At 35.8% G+C, this 19876-nt stretch carries 18 protein-coding genes and 1 other RNA gene; 9 read left to right on the forward strand and 10 right to left on the reverse strand.

Annotation, left to right across the window (positions count from 1 at the left end):
* Window positions 1–47: 47 nt before the first annotated feature.
* The 9 genes from miaB to T420_RS0100880 all read right to left on the reverse strand — a co-directional run bounded on the left by miaB (window position 48) and on the right by T420_RS0100880 (window position 8644).
* Window positions 48–1430, reverse strand: a complete 1383-nt coding sequence (gene miaB, locus T420_RS0100845) for a tRNA (N6-isopentenyl adenosine(37)-C2)-methylthiotransferase MiaB (RefSeq protein WP_013544521.1) — start codon at window positions 1428–1430, stop codon at window positions 48–50.
* Window positions 1431–1461: 31 nt separating this feature from the next.
* Window positions 1462–1953 (reverse strand): ribosomal protein S18-alanine N-acetyltransferase, encoded by a 492-nt coding sequence (rimI, locus tag T420_RS0100850; RefSeq protein WP_013544522.1) that lies wholly within the window; start codon window positions 1951–1953, stop codon window positions 1462–1464.
* The gene (gene tsaB, locus T420_RS0100855) at window positions 1954–2637 is read right to left on the reverse strand and encodes a tRNA (adenosine(37)-N6)-threonylcarbamoyltransferase complex dimerization subunit type 1 TsaB (protein WP_013544523.1); all 684 of its coding nucleotides are present in this window, start codon (window positions 2635–2637) and stop codon (window positions 1954–1956) included.
* 237 nt (window positions 2638–2874) lie between these two features.
* Window positions 2875–3900, reverse strand: a complete 1026-nt coding sequence (locus T420_RS0100860) for a YeiH family protein (protein ID WP_013544524.1) — start codon at window positions 3898–3900, stop codon at window positions 2875–2877.
* Between the two features lie 95 nt (window positions 3901–3995).
* Window positions 3996–4601: a recombination mediator RecR gene (gene recR, locus T420_RS07430; RefSeq protein ID WP_013544525.1), complete on the reverse strand. Its 606-nt coding sequence runs from the start codon at window positions 4599–4601 to the stop codon at window positions 3996–3998.
* Between the two features lie 33 nt (window positions 4602–4634).
* Window positions 4635–4961, reverse strand: a complete 327-nt coding sequence (locus tag T420_RS07435) for a YbaB/EbfC family nucleoid-associated protein (RefSeq protein WP_013544526.1) — start codon at window positions 4959–4961, stop codon at window positions 4635–4637.
* Between the two features lie 14 nt (window positions 4962–4975).
* Window positions 4976–6859 (reverse strand): DNA polymerase III subunit gamma/tau, encoded by a 1884-nt coding sequence (locus tag T420_RS0100875; RefSeq protein ID WP_423775985.1) that lies wholly within the window; start codon window positions 6857–6859, stop codon window positions 4976–4978.
* Between the two features lie 238 nt (window positions 6860–7097).
* An RNA gene (gene ffs, locus T420_RS07160) (signal recognition particle sRNA small type) lies at window positions 7098–7195 on the reverse strand.
* 717 nt (window positions 7196–7912) lie between these two features.
* Window positions 7913–8644: a 3-deoxy-manno-octulosonate cytidylyltransferase gene (locus T420_RS0100880; protein ID WP_013544528.1), complete on the reverse strand. Its 732-nt coding sequence runs from the start codon at window positions 8642–8644 to the stop codon at window positions 7913–7915.
* A gap of 116 nt (window positions 8645–8760) precedes the next feature.
* Between T420_RS0100880 and T420_RS0100885 the strand changes: the two genes are divergently transcribed.
* The 4 genes from T420_RS0100885 (at window position 8761) to T420_RS0100900 (ending at window position 13304) form a co-directional block, all read left to right on the forward strand.
* Window positions 8761–9306: a c-type cytochrome gene (locus T420_RS0100885; protein WP_026501059.1), complete on the forward strand. Its 546-nt coding sequence runs from the start codon at window positions 8761–8763 to the stop codon at window positions 9304–9306.
* Between the two features lie 127 nt (window positions 9307–9433).
* Window positions 9434–10555, forward strand: coding sequence for a microcin C ABC transporter permease YejB (locus tag T420_RS0100890; protein ID WP_013544530.1), 1122 nt, complete (start codon window positions 9434–9436; stop codon window positions 10553–10555).
* The gene (locus tag T420_RS0100895) at window positions 10552–11694 is read left to right on the forward strand and encodes an ABC transporter permease (RefSeq protein ID WP_155914823.1); all 1143 of its coding nucleotides are present in this window, start codon (window positions 10552–10554) and stop codon (window positions 11692–11694) included. Before T420_RS0100890 ends, T420_RS0100895 begins: the two co-directional genes overlap by 4 nt.
* A complete protein-coding gene (locus T420_RS0100900) occupies window positions 11694–13304 on the forward strand; it encodes an ABC transporter ATP-binding protein (RefSeq protein WP_013544532.1) in 1611 nt (536 codons plus the stop codon). Before T420_RS0100895 ends, T420_RS0100900 begins: the two co-directional genes overlap by 1 nt.
* Here the strand turns inward: T420_RS0100900 and T420_RS0100905 are convergent.
* Window positions 13256–14038, reverse strand: coding sequence for a molybdopterin-synthase adenylyltransferase MoeB (locus T420_RS0100905; protein WP_013544533.1), 783 nt, complete (start codon window positions 14036–14038; stop codon window positions 13256–13258). The genes T420_RS0100900 and T420_RS0100905 overlap by 49 nt on opposite strands.
* An 88-nt stretch (window positions 14039–14126) precedes the next feature.
* Between T420_RS0100905 and gshB the strand changes: the two genes are divergently transcribed.
* From gshB to pstB, 5 genes are all read left to right on the forward strand, one after another.
* Entirely contained in the window at window positions 14127–15065 is a 939-nt protein-coding gene (gene gshB / locus T420_RS0100910) for a glutathione synthase (RefSeq protein ID WP_013544534.1), read from the forward strand.
* Window positions 15066–15203: 138 nt separating this feature from the next.
* Complete coding sequence (locus tag T420_RS0100915; RefSeq protein ID WP_013544535.1) at window positions 15204–16250, forward strand: PstS family phosphate ABC transporter substrate-binding protein; 1047 nt, start codon at window positions 15204–15206, stop codon at window positions 16248–16250.
* A gap of 62 nt (window positions 16251–16312) precedes the next feature.
* A complete protein-coding gene (gene pstC, locus T420_RS0100920; protein WP_013544536.1) occupies window positions 16313–17761 on the forward strand; it encodes a phosphate ABC transporter permease subunit PstC in 1449 nt (482 codons plus the stop codon).
* Window positions 17758–19050 carry a phosphate ABC transporter permease PstA gene (gene pstA, locus T420_RS0100925; protein WP_013544537.1) on the forward strand — a complete coding sequence of 431 codons (1293 nt, stop codon included), beginning with the start codon at window positions 17758–17760 and terminating at the stop codon, window positions 19048–19050. Before pstC ends, pstA begins: the two co-directional genes overlap by 4 nt.
* Window positions 19051–19091: 41 nt before the next feature.
* Window positions 19092–19850: a phosphate ABC transporter ATP-binding protein PstB gene (gene pstB, locus T420_RS0100930; RefSeq protein WP_026501060.1), complete on the forward strand. Its 759-nt coding sequence runs from the start codon at window positions 19092–19094 to the stop codon at window positions 19848–19850.
* Window positions 19851–19876 lie beyond the last annotated feature (26 nt).

Here is a 19876-nt window from a genome sequence, read left to right on the forward strand (position 1 = left end):
GAAATAGCTTTTAAGATTATATTTTTAAAATAGAATTATAAGGCTTTTTAATATATGTCTGCTTTTTCACCGACAAAACTGTTAGAGCTTGCGTTTTTAATACGGATTTTTATAATAGTTCCAACAGAGGCTTGTGTATTTACAACAACAGGTAAAAGCCAAGGGGAGCGCCCTACCATTTGCCCAGAGTGACGACCAATTTTTTCAATGAGAACATCGGTTGTTTGACCAATTTTAGAATGTAAAAATATATGTTGTTGGTCAAGAAGAACGGTTTGTAAATGCTGGAGGCGAGCATTTTTCACTGTTTCATCAACATGGTTTTTCATTGTTGCGCCGACTGTACCAGGTCGAGATGAGTATTTAAAAGAATAAGCCGAACTGTAACCTACTTGTTTAATAAGCTTGATAGTTTCTTCAAAATCTTCATCAGTTTCCCCTGGAAATCCTACAATGAAATCGCCTGAGAAAGCAATATCAGGCCTTGCAGCACGAATTTTATCGATGAGATGAAGATAATGAATACTTTTATGTTGTCGGTTCATTGCTTTTAAGATGCGATCTGAACCCGATTGAACAGGAAGATGCAAATAAGGCATAAGTATATCAAGATCTCGATGCGCAGCAATAAGACTGTCATCCATATCACATGGATGACTCGTTGTATAACGCAATCGTTTTAAACCATCAATTTTGGCCAAATGATGGAGAAGATCACCAAGGCGCCAAGTTTTTCCATCGATACTCTGTCCATGCCATGCATTTACATTTTGCCCAAGAAGTGTAATTTCTTTTACGCCTGCTTCAATAAGTTGATGTGCTTCATTAGTGATTTGTTCAACGGATCGTGATATTTCTGCGCCACGTGTGTAGGGAACAACACAAAAAGTACAAAATTTATCGCAGCCTTCTTGTACTGTTAAAAATGCACTAATGCCTCGTTGTTGCACGGCTCGTTTATTATGAGGTGGTAGATGGGTAAACTTATCTTCAACGGCATAATTTGTTTCAACAACTTTTTTTCCTTGTGTGACTTGTTTTAACAGTTCCGGTAGGCGGTGATACATTTGTGGTCCAATGATAAAATCTACAGTCGGTGCACGCCGTAAGATTTCATTTCCTTCGGCTTGTGCAACACAACCTGTAACACCGATCATCAAAGGTTTATCATTTGTACGTTCTTGACGTATTATTTGCAAGCGACCAAGATCAGAGTAAAGCTTTTCTGCTGCTTTTTCGCGAATATGGCAGGTATTGATCAGAATAAGGTCAGCATCATTTGGTGTTTGTGTGGTGATATAACCTTGAGCACTTAAACTGTCATTCATTCGTTGGCTGTCATAAACATTCATCTGACATCCATAAGTTTTGATAAAAACTTTTTTTGGGCCACTGGGAAGTATGTTTTTAGAGTTTGTATGATGATTCATATTGTGCTTCTAGACGTTTTTTTTTTGAATCTCAATCTATTTGCTTGAAAGTTTTTTGCATGATGATTGCATCTATGAGTCCATTTTGCGCTTGGTAGTAAGCTGGGCGTTTAGCAATCTTTTGAAATTTAAATCGTTTATAAAGGGCTAAGGCAGGAAGATTAGTTTCTTCTACTTCTAGAAAAAGTTTCGTTGCCCTTTCACGACAAAGATGACGAAATATATGATCAATAAGAAAATAGCCAATTTTTTGTTGACGGTTATTAGAATGAACAGCAATCGTTATAATTTCTGCTTCACCAAGAATAAGACGGCAAAGACAAAATCCTAAAATTTGATGGGGTTGTTCAATGAGATGGGCTTTATAACCAAAAATAGAATGATCTTTTAAAAAAGTCTCAAATGTTTGTTTTGTCCATGCTAGGGGAAAACAATTTTTATGAATTTGATGAAGAAAAATACTGTCCTCAGAGTGTAATGGTGCAATTACAAAAAATTTTTTTGTCAATGAAGATTTAGCCATTTATTGTTTTCGTGGTAAAGCAAAATCAGTTTGTTGTTTTGCATCAGCACCGCGTAAATAGAGAGGACGTGGTGATTCGTGAGGCTGTTTATTTGCAGCCAGGTGTGCATAGGTTAAGACGTCCGCTGCATCACATGGAATGTGATCTGGTATAGTTTTTTTGTTTATAGTATTGTTTCTAATGTGTAGAGCAATAATTTCAGCAGCTGGGCCAGTGAGTATGGTGTGTTGGGGTAGATCTGCGACAATATTTTCAGTTGTTTTTAAACTTGGCATGCTTAAAGCTATAAGATTTTTGTTGAAATTTTGATGATAGAACATCCCTCTACCGGCTTCAATGACAACAGAGATGATTAATGTGGTATTTTCATTGGCTACTTGTGCTGCTAATGCTTCAAGTGAGCTTACTCCAATCGCTGGGATTTCTAACGCTAAGGCCAAAGCTCTTGCAGTAGCAATACCTATACGTATACCTGTAAATGATCCCGGCCCAATATTGACGGCAATCCGATTAATCTGATCAAGCTTGATATTTGCTTGATTAGTTAGCTGTTCGATTTGACCAATGAGTTTCTCAGCATGACCTTTGCCAATGCGTTTACTGATGCGTGCAATAACAGATTTATGCTGAACAAGTGCAACAGCACAATAAATTGAAGCAGTATCTATGGCAAGAATAAGCATAAACGCTTTTTAGCTGAATATAGTGATAAATAAAAGATCAGTTTTAGTTTTTAGAAATTTTATTTATCTATGAAATATTAAAAAATGGTTAGATCATTAGGATAATATAATTCTTTTAGATGTGTTTTGGGCATAGCGCTTATATTATCGCAGAAAAAAGACACGTGTGAAACAGATTTAATGTCTTAGATTTTTCTGCAAACCATATTTAAGAAAGTGAAGTATATGATGTACTTTTTAAAATGTTATATAATTAAAATTAAAGAGCTTTATCATAAGAATACTGAAGACACTTAGGACAAATATAGAGCTGATTGAAGCACATATAACACGCCATCCTGCTTTTTTAAATGAACGAATATCAACACTTAATCCTAATCCTGCCATTGAAATAATAGTGAAAAGTTGGGTAATAAAATTGATGGGGGTAAGAGCAGTTGTAGGAATAAGTTCCGCTGAGCGGATAAGCATCATGATAATAAAACCAATTATAAACCATGGAATGAAATTATGTAAGCGTAGATGATGTCCTGGCCGAGGATAGATAATTGCTAAAGTAAAAATAACCGGGCCCAACATTAAAACTCGCACTAATTTAACAAGAGTTGCTATTTGAACAGTTACAAAAGATATAGATGTTGTTGCTGCTAAAACCTGTGGAACAGCATAAACGGTCATGCCTGCTAATATACCATATTGGTTAAATGATAAATTAAAGAACGGTTGTAAAGAAGGCAGAATGAAAATAATAATAGCTCCTAAGAGAGCGGTGAATGCAATTGACGCAGCTACTTCTTCACTTTTCGCGTTAATAACAGGTGCAGTGGCTACAATTGCTGAATTACCACAGATAGCATTACCACAGGCGACAAGCATTGCTAAATTTTTAGAAAGTCCATAAAGCCGTCCAATAGCAAAACTGATGAAAATAGTAAGAAATACAATAACTATAATACCCGCAAGTAAAGTCCAAGCGGCGGAAAGTACTGTATGGACGCTAACGCTTGCTCCTAGAAGAACAATAGCGATTTCGAGAAGTGTTTTTGCACAAAAATTTATACCTTTATCAAAATACTCTGGAATAGAAGAACAACTGCGGACAATAGAGCCTAATAAAATCGCTAAAACAAGAGTTTCAATCCATGCTTCTGCACGAAGCTGCTTTTCTATGGTTTCTAAACCATAAGCGAATACTGATATAAGTGTACAGATTAAAACCCCCCCTCCTAAATTAATTAGGAAAGATAAGTTTTTATTCGACATTTCAGTTATTCCCCTCCTACTCATTAAACTGAACGCTCATTTTCTATCATAGAATTTAGGGATTATCAAAGAAAATGATAGGTAAGTAAATAATTTCAAAGGTTAGTTCTTGCCCGTAAGGCAGCAGCTAAAGTTCCATCATCGAGATAATCTAGTTCACCACCTACTGGCACTCCATGAGCAAGGCGGGTAATTTTAACGGAAAACTGGGAAAGTTGATCGGTAATATAGTGAGCTGTCGTTTGCCCTTCAACTGTAGCATTAACAGCTAGGATGATCTCTGTAATTGAGTTATTGGTAACACGGTTGATCAAGGAAGTGATATTCAGTTCATCAGGGCCTATTCCATCTAAAGGAGATAATCGTCCACCTAAGACATGATAACGTGTTGGTAAAATTTTTGCACGTTCAAGAGCCCAGAGATCAGAAATATCTTCAACAACAATAATTATTGATTTATCACGGCGAGGATCTATACAAATTGAACAGGGATCTTTTGTATCTACATTACCACAAACAGAACAAATTCGAACTTTATTTGCAGTTTCTTGCAGAGCAGATCCTAAAGGCTCTAGCAGGGTTTCTTTTTTTTTAATGAGATGGAGAGCAGCACGACGTGCTGAACGTGGGCCAAGGCCTGGTATTCGCGCTAAAAGCTGAATAAGGCGCTCAATTTCAGGACCTGCAATATGTTTAGACATGCTATTATTACCAAGAGATTTAATATAGTTTGTCTATAAAAACGGAAATTGAAAATTTGATGGGATTGGCATTCCTGCAGTTACACTTTTAGTTTTTTCTTCAATGATTACATCAAGTTTAATTTTAGCGTCGTTATAGGCAGCTATAACAAGATCTTCAAGAATTTCTACGTCTTTAGGATTCATCAATGAAGTATCAATTTTGATTGACGATATTGTATTTTGACCATTAATAGTGATATTGACAAGCCCTCCACCTGCAATACCAGTTGCTTCCAGAGTAGCCAACTCACTTTGAATTTGCTGCATTTTTGTTTGCATTTCTTTAGCTTTTTTTATTATATTCATCATGTCACGCATAGGGATTGGTTTCCTTATTCATCATTTGTGTTATTATCAGTGTTAAAAATATCAGGGATCAAATCAAGATCATTTTCTTTTTTATTGAAGCGAATATCAATGATTTTCGCTCCTGGGAAATTATTGAGAATTTTTGCAATATCAGGGTCTGTTTGTGCATCAGAAAAAAGAGATTTTTGTATAGCTATACTTTTCTCTTGTAAAGTTGGCTCTCCGCCTTCATTAACAAGAGTTATAGTACAGTGTTTTCCAGTCCATTGATGCAACATTTTTTTTATATCACGCTCAAGGGAACGGGGAGCTTCTTCAGCAAGTCTTAACGTAATATGTTCCGGTTCAAAAGAAACAGGATGGACGAATTCTTTGATCAACAATTTAAAATGTATTTCATTATGTTGTTCAGCCAGATCAACAATATCCTGTAAGGAGTTTATGATGATGGGTTTTTGCTCTGTGGTTTCTATTTCTGATTGGGGGGAAATATGAGATAAATTTTTTATATTTTCATCAGGTTGATTAGTTTGAACAATTTCCCGAATTTCAACCGTATCACAAAGGTTCGTTTTCTCAGAAGTTTTAATCTTTAAGTGTTCTGTACGTTTTTGAGAAAGATTAGATTGGTTTTGCAGTGTATCTGAAATTGGTGAGGAAGCATAGTTATGCGCAACTTCGGTTTTTATAATGTTTTTTTCTCTTATTATTTCTTGAGAAGAATGGTTTTGAACAATTATAGGTGTTGTTTTTTCTTGTATAAGCTTTGTTAAAGCTTCATCGAGAGTTGGTAAATCAGCAACGTGGGTAAGACGAATTAATAACATTTCGGCAGCTTGAATAGGATGGGCGGCTTGATTAACTTCCTGTAAGCCTTTGAGGAGCATTTGCCAGCTACGTGAAAGAATCGGAATAGAAAGTTTTTTTGAAAAATCTAAACTTCTTGAGCGTTCCTCTTCTGTAAATGATAAATTCTCTATTATTTCTGGTGTCAAACGTAATCGTGTGATCAGGTGAATAAAATCAGCTAATTCTGTTAATATAACGAAGGGATCTGCACCTGCATTGTATTGATTGCGTAATTCATGCAATGCATGAACAATATTTCCTTTCATAATAGATTCAAAGAGATCAATAATTCGAGATTGATCGGTTAATCCTAACATTATTCGTACTGCAATAGCATCGACTTTGCCATTACCATGAGCAATTGCTTGGTCAAAAATAGATAATGCATCACGGACAGACCCTTCTGCTGCACGGGCAATCACAAATAATGCTTGATCTTGTACTTCAATTTCTTCCAATTGAGCAATTTGGCGTAAATGGTTGACCAAAACAGCTGTTTCAATACGCTGTAAATTAAAACGCTGACAGCGTGAAAGAATCGTAATAGGAACTTTACGAATTTCTGTTGTTGCAAAAATAAATTTTACATGTGGAGGAGGTTCTTCAAGTGTTTTTAATAGACCATTAAATGCTTGTGTTGAGAGCATATGGACTTCGTCAATAATATATACTTTATAACGTGCAGAAATAGGTCGATAACGGATTTGTTCAATAATTTCACGAATATCGTCGATGCCAGTATGCGAAGCAGCATCCATTTCAATAACATCCATATGGCGACCTTCAATGATTTGTGTACAATGCTCACCAAGTTTATCGAATAGGGTAGTTGGTTGATCAATATCTTTTGTTTTATAATTGAGAGCTCGCGCTAAAATACGTGCTGTTGTAGTTTTTCCTACTCCCCGTATCCCTGTCAACATCCATGCTTGTGCAATACGTCCTGTTTTAAAGGCATTGTTGAGGGTACATACCATTGCTTCTTGACCAATGAGGTCAGAGAAGTTTTGAGGTCGGTATTTTCGAGCAAGAACCCGATAGGTCATTTTTGCTGGCATATCTTCTATTAATTGTTCCAATTTTGAAGCTCTCTTGGATATATATTTATAAGATGAGAGCACAGATTAACAGAAAGTATTTTGAATATTAAGAGAGTTTTTTCAACCAGCGTATTTTATTAAAAATAAAGCGTTTTAAATTTAAAGAGCTCAAAATCTCTCCTTTTTTGAGATAAAATACTACCCTAAAAACTAAAATGCTATACTTTAAAACGTAGATATATGCTTATTTAAAAAACAGGGAGATTGGCACAATGACCCGTACAGAAACTCGTTAGGGCTGCTTCTTTCCAGACCTGACCCGATTGGCGAGTAGTTCGTCCATCACCAACCTCCTTTAGCTTATATTATAGATTTAAAATAAAAAATCAAGAAAGAACCAAAAAACATGTGATACAGGTGAATAAAATTCGTATCTGAATTTTTTGATGAGCATTCAGAAAAAGCATGTTCACATAGAAATAAGTTTTGCTTACTTTAAAATTTTAATAGTGCGATACTATTTATGATATATTCCCCTATCACAATCTGTTCCCACAATTTTTTGTCAGTTATATTTTCAAAAGTATAAGGCCCTCCTATCCAACGGAAACCTAATCAACGCTACTAATAAGTTACTAATAAATAATTTTTTGTCTTTGTTATGAGTTATTTGACGTGGATTTTGAGTAATAACTTTCAGATGTTTTAAGCCACGAGGATCTGTATATATTAAACGAAATGTGGCTGCAGGGCTAAAATTGTCAAAAAAATTCTTTATATATCTCAGTTTTAGGAATTATATGTTTTTCATGAGGTTGAAATAACCACTTATATTCGCCAAATCCCCCAAAAGCATTAATACTCAAAATACTTACAGAAGTTAGCCCTTGAGATAGAATTTTTTTTCATTATTTAATATAAATTCCCCCCTTTGTTTTTAAAACATTATAGCGTGATTATGTTTAGTTAGCAAAAAATATTGTTTAATCTTGTGACATACTAAATCAAATAGTATGGAAGTTAGTTCTATACTTTTTTGAAAAAGAAATTTTATTGATTCTGTAGTTGGTTTCACGTTAGAATTCTACGGACTCTATCAAGATCATTTTGTGTATCGACACTTAAAAAAGTTGTATCGATTATCTCTACATCGATACGCATATTATTTTCCAATGCGCGGAGTTGTTCAAGCTTTTCACGTTTTTCAAGTGTGGATAGTTTAAGTTTTACAAATTGTTCAAGAGATTCGCGTCGGTAAGCATATAATCCAATATGATGGTAAAAAGGTCCATCTCCGTAAGGTGCAGTTGCACGAGTAAAATAAAGAGCACGAAGGCGATTTTGAGCAATTGGTGTGCCAATAATTTTTACAACATTTGGGTTTATTTTTTCATTCTCTTCAACAAGTTTTGTCCCTAATGTTGCAATATCAGTTAAATTATTTTCTAGAGGTCGTAAGGTACTTACGATGGCATTGGGCGTTATTGTTGGCAAATCACCTTGTAAATTCAAAATGGCATTATAGCGTCGTTCAGGATCAACTTTGGTTAAGGCTTCATAAATGCGATCGGATCCCGATAGATGCTTAGTACAGGTTATGATACATTCATGGCCATAAGCTGTAACGGTTTGAGCAATTTTGTCATGATCTGTTGCAACGATAATACGCCCTAATGCAGCTTCTTTTGCCCGTTCAGCAACATGAACGATCATAGGTTTTCCAGCGATTTCTGCGAGAGCTTTACCAGGTAGACGAGTTGATCCCATGCGTGCAGGGATAAGAATGAGTGGTTCAAGAGTCATTACAGAGTTCCAAATATTGTATGCTTGATGCTTTTATAATCTTTTATAATCTTGTACATTGTAAGGGAAAAGCTTAAACTGAAAATAATAATAGAAATATGAATCTTTAAATTTTTATGAATCGATCGACCTTCGTTTGTTTAATTTGTGCGTGTTTGTTTTTGTTGATTGTTGTAGTGGGCATTTCTACTATCAGCAATATGATTTATGATGATTCAGTCCAACATTCTTATAAAATTACCAATGATGATACGCTTAAAGAAACACAAAATATGTCTGATGAATCCTTATTGTTGAGTGACCTTCTTAAACAAGGTGATCTTGAGAATGGGCGGAAAATTTTTCGTCAGTGTGCGATCTGCCATACTTCTAAACGTGATGAATTTAATCGTATTGGTCCACCACTTTGGGGGATCGTTAACCGTCCTTTTGCAATTGTAAAAAATTTTTCTTATTCAAAAGTATTGCGTGCGAATTCTGATAAAAAATGGGATTTTTTTACTTTGGATCGTTATCTTCAATCACCGCGTCAAGCTTTTCCAGGAACGATTATGTCTTTTCGTGGAATTAAAAATGATCAAGACCGCGCTGATCTTTTACTCTATTTACGCAGCTTATCTGATCATTCTATCCCTCTACCACAAGATGATGAACAAGATTAGTTTATGTAAAAAAACTCATATAATTAGGTTTTATTTGTAATTTTGTTTTTTGAATTTATTAAAAATTATTATTGATGCGTCATTAAAATGATATAATACGTTGTTATTGAAAGGGAAAAGGAAAGAAATGGCAGCTTATATTGCACGGCGTTTTCTTCTGATTATACCGACACTTATTGGTATTTTAACAGTGACATTTATCATTGTTCAATTTACCCCAGGTGGGCCTATTGAAAATATCATTGCTCAATTACAAGGAACAGGGGGAGACGCTATAGGGCGCATAGCTGGTGGCGGAGATTTTAATTTGTCTTCTGATGTTATTGCTGATAGTGCTCACGTTAGATCATTATCCTCTGGGGCTTCTCAATATCGTGGTGCACAGGGATTGGATCCAGAATTCATTGCCAGACTTGAAAAACAATTCGGTTTTGATAAGCCCCCTTTGGAGCGTTATTTAACAATGCTTAGTCGTTATATGCGTTTTGATTTTGGAGAGTCTTATATACAGGGACGTTTGGTTATTGATCTTATTAAAGATGCCTTACCTGTGTCTCTTTCTCTTGGTTTTTGGCAATTATTAATTTCTTACGCTATTTCTATACCGTTGGGAATCCGTAAAGCTCTCAAGGAGGGGTCTATTTTTGATGCATGGACAAGTACCATTATTGTTATTGGCTATGCGATTCCAAGTTTTCTTTTTGGTATTTTTTTAATGGTTTTCTTTGCTGGGGGATCATTTTTTGATTGGTTTCCATTGAGTCATTTAACTTCTGATAATTTTGATACATTATCTTTTGGAGAAAAGATATTGGATTATTTGTACCATTTGGTTTTACCATTGACAGCGATGGTTATTTCTTCTTTCGCGACAACGACATTGTTGACAAAAAATTGTTTTCTGGAAGAAATTCGCCAGCAATATGTTATTACAGCTCGCGCTAAGGGTTTAAGTGAGCATTCAGTTCTTTATATCCACGTGTTTCGTAATGCGATTTTAGTTATCATAGCTTGTTTTCCTGCGACTTTTATGGGATCATTTTTTAGTGGATCTTTATTAATTGAAATGCTCTATTCATTAAATGGTATAGGTCTTTTAAGTTATACGTCTATTGTTAATCGTGATTATTCTGTTGTATTTGCTTCTCTTTATATTTTTTCGTTAATTGGTCTTATTATAAGCCTCATTTCTGATGTTGTTTATATGATGGTTGATCCACGTATTGACTTTGATAAAAAGGATTTATGATGGAAAAGGAAAGATATAATAGATTGTGTAATGATAAATTGAAACGATGGACTTTTCTTTCTCCATTAAATGCGCATCGTTGGCATAATTTCAAACAGAATCGTCGTGGTTGGTGGTCATTGTGGTTCTTTTTATTTTTATGTGTTTGTTCTTTTTTAGCAGAATTTATTGCTAATGATCGTCCGATTATTGTTTCTTATAAAGAAGAACTCCTTTTTCCTATTTTTTTTGATTATCCTGATGAAAAATTTGGTGGAAATTTAGCTAAAGCAGATTTTCGTGATCCTTTCATTCAAAATGAAATAGCACAACATGGTTGGGCATTTTGGCCACTGGTCCGTTATTCCTATAATACGGTAGTGGGGAATAAAACTTTAGCATTAGCGCCTCCTTTTTGGCTCCAAAGCAAAGAGGAGCGTTGTATTAGTTATGCACAGGGAAGTGCTGATCCAGAATGTACCATTAATCACTGGAATTGGCTTGGAACGGATGATCTGACACGTGATATTTTTGCGCGGGTTTTATATGGTTTTCGTGTATCGATAATTTTTAGTATTCTTTTAACAGTTATTTCTGCAATTATCGGTATTACAGCTGGTGCAGTTCAAGGTTATTTCGGAGGTTGGATTGATTTAATTTGTCAGCGTTTGATTGAAATATGGTCTTCTGTGCCATCACTTTATTTAGTGATTATTATGGCTGCAGTTTTAGCACAGGGCTTTTGGATGCTATTGGGTGTTATGCTGCTTTTTCAATGGGTAGTATTGGTTGGTGTGGTACGTGCAGAATTTTTACGAGCACGAAATTTTACCTATATTAGTGCTGCACGCGCCTTAGGTGTTCCTGATAGGATTATTATGATGCATCATTTATTGCCTAATGCTATGGTGGCTGCTTTAACTTATCTGCCGTTTTTATTGACATCCGGGATTTCATTATTAACATCGCTTGATTATTTAGGCTTTGGTCTTCCTCCTGGTTATGCTTCTTTAGGAGAAGTAATGCGGCAGGCTACCTCTAATTTAAATGCTCCTTGGATTGGTATAACAGGTTTTGTTGTTATTGCTGTGATATTATCGTTGTTGGCATTTATTGGTGAAGCAGCTCGAGACGCTTTTGATCCGCGAAAGATAAAATAATGACAGAATTGCTTTCAGTACGTGATCTTTCGGTTGCATTTTTTCAGAAAGAGACAAGAAAATATATTCTTAAACAAGTTTCTTTCAATATTCGGGAAGGGGAGACAGTTGCTTTTGTTGGAGAATCAGGTTCAGGAAAATCAATAACAGCACTATCTATTTTGCAATTATTGCCTTTTTTGAAAAGGCTTGATCAATCGGGTGAAATTCTCTTTAATAATAAAGATTTAATGAAGCTGAAAGAAGAAGATTTGCGTAAAATTCGTGGCAAGGATATAGCCATGATTTTTCAGGAGCCGATGATTTCTCTTAATCCTTTACATACTGTAGAACGTCAAATAGGTGAAGTCCTTAAAATGCATGCAGTTATTTCTGATAAACTGTTGCGCGTGCATATTATTGATTTACTGAAACAAGTAGGTATTAGTGAACCACAAAAACGTTTGAATTCATTTCCCCATCAATTATCAGGTGGTCAACGACAACGCGTGATGATTGCAATGGCACTTGCCAATAATCCAAAATTATTGATTGCTGATGAACCAACAACTGCACTTGATGTGACTGTTCAAGCACAAATTCTTGAATTATTAATACAGCTTAAAAAACATCACAAAATGTCAATGCTTTTTATTACGCATAATTTGGCTATTGTGCGTCGTATTGCAGATCGTGTCTACGTGATGAAAAAAGGAAAAATTATTGAAGATGGTTCAACAAACGAAATTTTTAAAAATCCTCAACATCCTTATACACAGCAATTATTATCAGCAGAGCCTAAAAATCATCCTCTTCAGGCTGATAATAACGCACCTGTTTTGATTCAAGGTCAGAAAGTACGAGTTTGGTTTCCAATTAAAAAAGGGTTGCTTCGACGGACGGTTGATTATGTAAAAGCTGTTCAGGATATTGATGTTATAATTCGTTCTGGTCAAACACTTGGTGTAGTAGGAGAGTCGGGGTCAGGAAAAACAACATTAGGACTCGCGTTGACACGAATGCTTTCTTCTAAAGGTCAGATCATCTTTGATGGTGTTGATATAAGCAATTTTAATTTTAAGCAGATGCGTTCTTTGCGTCGTCATATCCAGATTGTTTTTCAAGATCCTTTTAGTTCACTTTCTCCACGTATGTCTGTAAGTGAAATTATTGCTGAGGGGTTATCAATTCACGAGCCTAAACTTTCTTCTTCTGAGCGTAATGATCGTGTGATTGAAGCTTTGTGTGAAGTTGATCTTGATCCTACTACCCGTTTTCGTTATCCTCATGAGTTTTCTGGTGGGCAGAGACAACGGATTGCTCTTGCACGTGCAATTATTCTTAAACCACGCTTTATTATGCTTGATGAACCAACATCATCTCTTGATATGAGTGCGCAGGCACAAATTGTTGATCTTTTACGTTATTTGCAACTAAAGTATCATTTAGGTTATCTGTTTATTAGTCATGATTTGAAAGTTGTTAAGGCGCTTGCGCATGAGGTGATTGTTATGCATCATGGCAGAATAGTTGAATATAGTTCTGCTGATCATATGTTTTCTTGTCCCCAAAATCCTTATACTCAAACTTTAATGTCTGCTGCATTTGCGCTAGAAGCTGATCGTTTATAGGAAATTATATCAAATTGTGCTGACAATACGTTATAAAGAAGAAGCTTTCCCACTAAAGGTTCGCCAATATTTGTGATTAGTTTAATTGCTTCCATTGCTTGTAATGTACCGATAACTCCAGGCAAAGCGCCGATGATTCCAGTTTCGGCACATGTAGGGGTAGTGTCTGGGGCTGGTGGGTTGGGAAATAAATCCCGATAGTGTGGATTATTATCTTTATAAGGCATAAGTACTGTTAGTGAACCTTTGAATCTGTGTATAGCACCGCTTATTAAAGGTTTAGCGCATTGGGCAGCATGATCTGCGAGGAGATAGCGCGTGGTAAAATTATCGCTGCCGTCAATAATAATGTGATAGGTGTTAAGCAGTTTATCCACATTACTTTTATTTAAACGGAGATTATATTTTTCAACTTTCACATGAGGATTTATTGCTTTTATTGTTGTTTCGGCACTAATAGTTTTGTATTGGTTAATTGTATTTGTGCTATGAATAACTTGACGTTGTAAATTGGATAATGAAACGATGTCATCGTCAACAATTCCAATGGTTCCAATGCCTGCTGCAGCAAGATAGAGTAAGACAGGAGTTCCAAGACCACCCGCACCAATGATAAGAACGCGTGCAGCTTTAAGCCTTTGTTGTCCTATTCCACCAATTTCAGGAAGAATGATATGACGTGCGTAGCGTTCGATTTCCTCTTTACTTAATTTTTCATTAATTTTTTTTATCATAGGCTCTCTCTTGTCATAGTTTCTTTTACTATCTAATAAGTTTATATTTGCTTGACCCGTTTGTGTTCAGCGGTAGGAGGTTTTATTAATGAAAATTGCTATTCAGATGGATCATATTGCGACGCTTCAGATCCGAGGAGATACTACATTTGCACTTGCTTTGGCAGCCCAAGAACGTGGACATTCTCTTTTCCATTATACACCGGACTGCTTATTTATACGCGATGGGTGTGTGATTGCAAGGTTAGAGCCACTGATTGTGTGTGATGAAGAAGGATCTCACTACCAATTAGGCGAGTCTATTCGTACAGAATTGTTAGATATGGATGTGGTTCTTTTACGACAAGATCCTCCTTTTGACATGAGTTATATCACTACTACTCATTTTTTAGAGCGTATTCATCCTAAAACACTGGTTGTGAACGATCCAGTATGGGTGCGCAATAGCCCGGAAAAGATTTTTGTTACTGAATTTTTTGATCTGATGCCAGAGACATTGATTACAAAGGATATTGAAGAAATGAAGGCATTTAGGTCTATGTTTGGCGATATTATTATTAAGCCACTTTATGGGAATGGAGGTGCAGGTGTTTTTCATTTAAAACAAGATGATCGCAATTTCGCATCACTTATAGAAATGTTTGAAAAAATTTATAGAGAGCCTTTTATTGTTCAGCGTTATTTAGAGAGCGTAAGAGAGGGAGATAAACGAATTATTTTGCTTGACGGTGAGCCAGTTGGAGCAATTAATCGGATTCCTACAGCTACGGATGTTCGTTCCAATATTCATGTTGGAGGGCGCGTAGAATGTATTGACTTGACAGAACGTGATTATGAGATTTGTGCACGTATTGGCCCTGCTTTGAAAAAACGTGGCTTTCTTCTCGTAGGGATCGATGTGATTGGAGATTATATAACAGAAATCAATGTTACATCTCCCACAGGAATTCGTGAAATTAAACGTTTTGGAGGTGCAGATATCGCTTCTCTTTTTTGGGATATTATTGAACTTAAACGTTTAAATTAAATTTGTTTAAATAGATGACTAAAATATAGTTTATTATAAAAAAAATTATAAATGTCCTTTATAACTGATATGAATTAAATTTTGTATATCACGGTAATGTAAACGATAGATCTTGAATTAAATTTGAAGGAATTATAGATGAGCAAATTATTATCAATTGGAATAGGGTTTGTTTCATCTATTATATTATTGATTGATATTGGTTATGCTCGCAATCGAGTTCATATTGTAGGTTCATCGACAGTTTTGCCTTATGGGAAAATTGTTGCTGAGATTTTTGGAGAAATGTACTCTAATTTTAAAGTTCCTGTTATTGAATCCGGAGGTTCAGGAGCTGGTATTAAGGAATTCTGTCGTGGTATTGGGGATAATACAATTGATATTGTTCATACTTCACGTGCAATGAAGCCAAATGAATTGCGATCTTGTTTTGATGCTGGCGTAAAGGATGTTGAAGAAATGCGTATTGGGTATGATGGCATTGTTTTTGCAACAGATATCAATGGTCCTGATTGGAAATTGCAGCCAGTGGATCTTTATAGAGCATTAGCTGCGCAGGTTATTGTCGATGGGAAATTGCAACCAAATGAGTTTATGAAATGGAGTGCAGTTAATAGTGATCTTCCTGATTGGACAATTACAGCTTATATTCCTGGTGAAAAGCATGGAACCCGTGAAATTTTTGAAGAAAAGGTGCTTGCTATTGGCTGTAAAGCCAGTGGTGCAATTGAGCAGATGAAAGCTTTGGGGATGAATGATAAGGCGATTAATGCTGCTTGTGTTACTGTTCGTAAAGATGGGAAAGCTATTGATATTGATGGTGATTATTCTGAGACCCTTGCTCGTCTTACTTCTGGTAAAATAGGGATTGGAGTTTTTGGTTTGTTTTTTTATGAAAACAATGCAGATAAACTTAAGGTTGCATCTATTAATGGTATTTATCCAAGTGCTGAAACAATTTCTAATGGCTCATATTTGATTTCACGTCCATTGTTTTTCTACGTTAAGAAATTGCATTTAGCTATTGTTCCAGGTATGCAGGAATATGTTGATTTGTTTCTTTCTGATCAAATGATTGGTCTACATAGTCCATTAACTGAGTACGGCTTAATTCCTATTTCTGAACGAGAAAGACAGGTACAACGAGATGCTTTTTATTCTGGTAAAGTCATGGTTTTGCAATAACTTTTTGCGTTGATAATGGGGAATTCTTTTATGTTTCTTTTTTGTAGAAATTGAAAAACAAAATGGCTGTTTCTTTCATTATTGTTCTTCTGTTGATTTTTGGTGTTGTTGGCTTTTTCATTTCTTATATGCGAGCCTGTTTCCTTCAACGTTCAGGATTCAAGATGCATTCTCGTGCACATTATTATGGTTGGTGGACATTTTTAATAACTATTGTTCCGGCTCTAATTTTTTTGATTTTTTGGAATGGTAGCAGTTCTGTTTATTTGGAATATACTACTTCACGAGAGCTAGAAGCATATATGGTGTATACGACAGAAATAAATAATCATGGACTTATCCGCAGTTTAGTTAAAATGATACCTCACTTTAAAGGAACTATTAATGCTGCTTTATATGAGGATGTACGAGGCCAATTGTTAGCGCAAGGGTTTATTTTGCCTGTAACAGTGCCGGATTACATGTTGAGAGTTGCAGAGTCATGGTATTCTTTTTCTGAAAAATTGCAATTTATTGGTCATATTTTGTTTTTTATTATTACACTTTGCTGTTTTATTGTTGGACTTATGCAAGTTTCTCCGTGCCAACGTGCCCGTAATAAAGTCGAGTATTTGATTGTTATTGGATTGGTTTGTGCATCTACAATTGCTATTTTAACAACAGTTGGTATTGCGATTTCTATGTTCTTTCAAACAATGAATTTCTTTCAATCTGTATCATTTTCAAATTTCTTTTTTGGAACAGTATGGGATCCTCGTTTTTCAATGAATCATGCAGAAGATAGTGTGGGACAGTTTGGTTTAATACCGCTTTTAGCTGGTACGCTTTATATTGCTTTTGTCGCTATGCTTTTTGCTGTACCTGTTGGGTTATTTGCTGCTCTTTATATGGCTGAATATGCTTCAACTCGATTACGGTCGATTGTGAAACCATTATTAGAAGTACTTGCTGGTATTCCAACTATTGTATACGGTTTTTTTGCTTTGAAGATTGTAGGGCCTTTTTTGCAGGATCTTTCACTGTCTCTTTCTGGTGGGATTAATTTTATTATGGCTCAAAGTGTTTTGACAGCTGGTATTGTCATGGGAATTATGTTGATTCCTTTTGTTTCATCTTTGTCAGATGATATCATTAGTGCCGTTCCACGTTTTTTACGTGAAGGTTCTTATGGTTTAGGAGCAACACAATCTGAAACAATTAAAAAAGTAGTTATACCCGCTGCAATTCCTGGGATTGTGGGAGCACTTTTGTTGACAGCATCACGTGCGATTGGAGAGACAATGATTGTGGTATTAGCGGCCGGTGTTGCAGCAAATTTGACTTTTAATCCATTTGAGGCGATGACCACAATGACGGTTAAAATTGTTAATCAATTGACGGGTGATTTTGAGTTTAATTCTCCACAGACACTTGTGGCTTTTGCTTTAGGGATGACGCTTTTTATTCTGACTCTTTTAATGAATATTTTAGCTCTTTGCATAGTGCGTAAATATCAGGAACGATATGAATGAGTGAAGTTTTTTTTGCGCATCGTCGTAATATTGGCCTTAAAGGTCGTTATCGAGCTGAGCGTCGTTTTCGCGCTTATGGTTTAAGTGCTATTTTTATTAGTTTGTTTTTTTTGGTAGCTCTTTTATGGTCTATTATCAGTCAAGGTTATACAGCATTTTTTCAAAATGAGATGATTTTGTCGGTTTATTTGGATGAAAAAGTAATTGATCCGGGTGGTCAGCGTGAGAGTAATCCAAAGATATTAATAACTGCCAATTACCCACTTCTTGTACGGAATGCTTTGGCAGAAAAACTTGGAGTAGATCAAAATGATCAACCATCTATGCGTGATATTAACCGTATGTTTTCGCAGAGTGTCCGTGTTCAATTGCGTGATATAATTACAAAAAATCCAAATTTGATTGGAACAACGCAAAAAATTAAAGTTTTAGCTGCAGCAAATATTGATTCAGCATGTAAGGGCCAGATTGATTTACATGTACCAGAAAAAAATCGAAAGATTTCTGATCAACAGATAAAATGGATGAAATATTTAATTAATGACGGTACTCTTTATAAGACTTTCAATCGTCATTTTTTTACGTTTGGTGCATCAAGTCGTCCTGAGACTTCGGGATTAGGTGTCGCAATGATTGGTTCTTTTTATATGATGATTATTGTTTTAGTAATTTCATTGCCAATTGGGATAGCGACAGCTCTTTATCTTGAAGAATATGCGCGAAAAAATAAATTCACAGATTTTATTGAAATTAATATTAATAATCTTGCTGCTGTTCCTTCGATTGTTTTTGGTCTTTTAGGACTTGCTGTTTTTATCAACTTTATGGGAATGCCGCGTTCAGCATCTTTTGTTGGAGGGCTTGTCTTAGCTCTTATGACATTACCAACAATTATTATTGCTACGCGTTCTGCTTTACGAGCTGTTCCATTCTCTATTCGTGCAGGAGCTTTAGGATTGGGTGCATCGAAGACACAAATGGTTTTTCACCATGTTATTCCTTTAGCAGCGCCTGGTATTCTGACAGGTACAATTATTGGTTTGGCTCAGGCGTTAGGTGAGACAGCGCCTTTGCTTTTGATTGGGATGGTTGCTTTTGTTGTAGATATTCCTATGACACCGATGGATCCTGCAACAGCTTTGCCTGTTCAAATTTTTATGTGGGCAAGTGAAGCAGAACGTGCTTTTGTTGAGAAGACATCAGGTGCTATTATTATACTAATGGTTTTTCTCGTTTTTATGAATATTTCAGCAGTTATTTTGCGCCGGCGGTTTGAACGACGTTGGTAATTTTGGGAGAGTTTATGCATAAAACCGAGGTTGAATCTAACATGAAGATCAAAATGCGTGGTCAAGATGTTCGTGTTTTGTATGGAAAGAAAGAAGCGATTCATGGCATTACTCTTGATATTATTGAACATCAAGTTACTGCATTAATTGGACCTTCAGGGTGTGGAAAATCGACTTTTTTACGATGTTTTAACCGTATGAATGATACAATTGAAGGTGCTAAAGTAACAGGTCTGATTACTTTAGATGAGGAAAATATTTATGATTCACGTATTGATGTTGTAGAATTGCGTGCGCGTGTTGGGATGGTTTTTCAAAAGCCTAATCCTTTTCCAAAATCTATTTTTGAGAATGTTGCTTATGGACCACGTATTCACGGTTTAGCGAAATCTCGTACTGAATTGCAGGATATTGTTGAAAAAAGTTTGATACAGGCTGGATTATTCGAAGAAGTAAAAGATCGTCTTCATGGGCCAGGAACGAGTTTATCAGGCGGACAGCAACAGCGTTTGTGTATTGCACGTGCTATTGCTGTAAGTCCTGAAGTTATCTTGATGGATGAGCCCTGTTCAGCTCTTGATCCAATTGCAACGGCACGTATTGAAGAACTGATCGATGCGCTAAGAGAAAATTATACAATCGTTATTGTGACACACTCTATGCAGCAAGCGGCCCGTGTTTCTCAATATACAGCTATGTTCCATTTAGGGCACTTGGTAGAAGTTGGTGCAACAGAAATGATGTTTACTTCACCAAAAGAGCAACGGACGCAGGATTATATTACTGGGCGTTTTGGGTAAGTGAATTGAAGGGTATAAGGTATTAT

The organism is Bartonella clarridgeiae ATCC 51734 (assembly GCF_000518185.1).
In the GTDB taxonomy this organism is placed as follows: Bacteria; Pseudomonadota; Alphaproteobacteria; order Rhizobiales; family Rhizobiaceae; genus Bartonella; species Bartonella clarridgeiae.

What these genes read in the sequence shown, in the direction of transcription:
- miaB (WP_013544521.1), bottom strand. Translation starts at nt 1,430, where the DNA reads ATGAATCATCATACAAACTCTAAAAACATACTTCCCAGTGGCCCAAAA.
- rimI (WP_013544522.1), bottom strand. Translation starts at nt 1,953, where the DNA reads ATGGCTAAATCTTCATTGACAAAAAAATTTTTTGTAATTGCACCATTA.
- tsaB (WP_013544523.1), bottom strand. Translation starts at nt 2,637, where the DNA reads ATGCTTATTCTTGCCATAGATACTGCTTCAATTTATTGTGCTGTTGCA.
- T420_RS0100860 (WP_013544524.1), bottom strand. Translation starts at nt 3,900, where the DNA reads ATGTCGAATAAAAACTTATCTTTCCTAATTAATTTAGGAGGGGGGGTT.
- recR (WP_013544525.1), bottom strand. Translation starts at nt 4,601, where the DNA reads ATGTCTAAACATATTGCAGGTCCTGAAATTGAGCGCCTTATTCAGCTT.
- T420_RS07435 (WP_013544526.1), bottom strand. Translation starts at nt 4,961, where the DNA reads ATGCGTGACATGATGAATATAATAAAAAAAGCTAAAGAAATGCAAACA.
- T420_RS0100875 (WP_423775985.1), bottom strand. Translation starts at nt 6,859, where the DNA reads ATGCCAGCAAAAATGACCTATCGGGTTCTTGCTCGAAAATACCGACCT.
- T420_RS0100880 (WP_013544528.1), bottom strand. Translation starts at nt 8,644, where the DNA reads ATGACTCTTGAACCACTCATTCTTATCCCTGCACGCATGGGATCAACT.
- T420_RS0100885 (WP_026501059.1), top strand. Translation starts at nt 8,761, where the DNA reads ATGAATCGATCGACCTTCGTTTGTTTAATTTGTGCGTGTTTGTTTTTG.
- T420_RS0100890 (WP_013544530.1), top strand. Translation starts at nt 9,434, where the DNA reads ATGGCAGCTTATATTGCACGGCGTTTTCTTCTGATTATACCGACACTT.
- T420_RS0100895 (WP_155914823.1), top strand. Translation starts at nt 10,552, where the DNA reads ATGATGGAAAAGGAAAGATATAATAGATTGTGTAATGATAAATTGAAA.
- T420_RS0100900 (WP_013544532.1), top strand. Translation starts at nt 11,694, where the DNA reads ATGACAGAATTGCTTTCAGTACGTGATCTTTCGGTTGCATTTTTTCAG.
- T420_RS0100905 (WP_013544533.1), bottom strand. Translation starts at nt 14,038, where the DNA reads ATGATAAAAAAAATTAATGAAAAATTAAGTAAAGAGGAAATCGAACGC.
- gshB (WP_013544534.1), top strand. Translation starts at nt 14,127, where the DNA reads ATGAAAATTGCTATTCAGATGGATCATATTGCGACGCTTCAGATCCGA.
- T420_RS0100915 (WP_013544535.1), top strand. Translation starts at nt 15,204, where the DNA reads ATGAGCAAATTATTATCAATTGGAATAGGGTTTGTTTCATCTATTATA.
- pstC (WP_013544536.1), top strand. Translation starts at nt 16,313, where the DNA reads ATGGCTGTTTCTTTCATTATTGTTCTTCTGTTGATTTTTGGTGTTGTT.
- pstA (WP_013544537.1), top strand. Translation starts at nt 17,758, where the DNA reads ATGAGTGAAGTTTTTTTTGCGCATCGTCGTAATATTGGCCTTAAAGGT.
- pstB (WP_026501060.1), top strand. Translation starts at nt 19,092, where the DNA reads ATGAAGATCAAAATGCGTGGTCAAGATGTTCGTGTTTTGTATGGAAAG.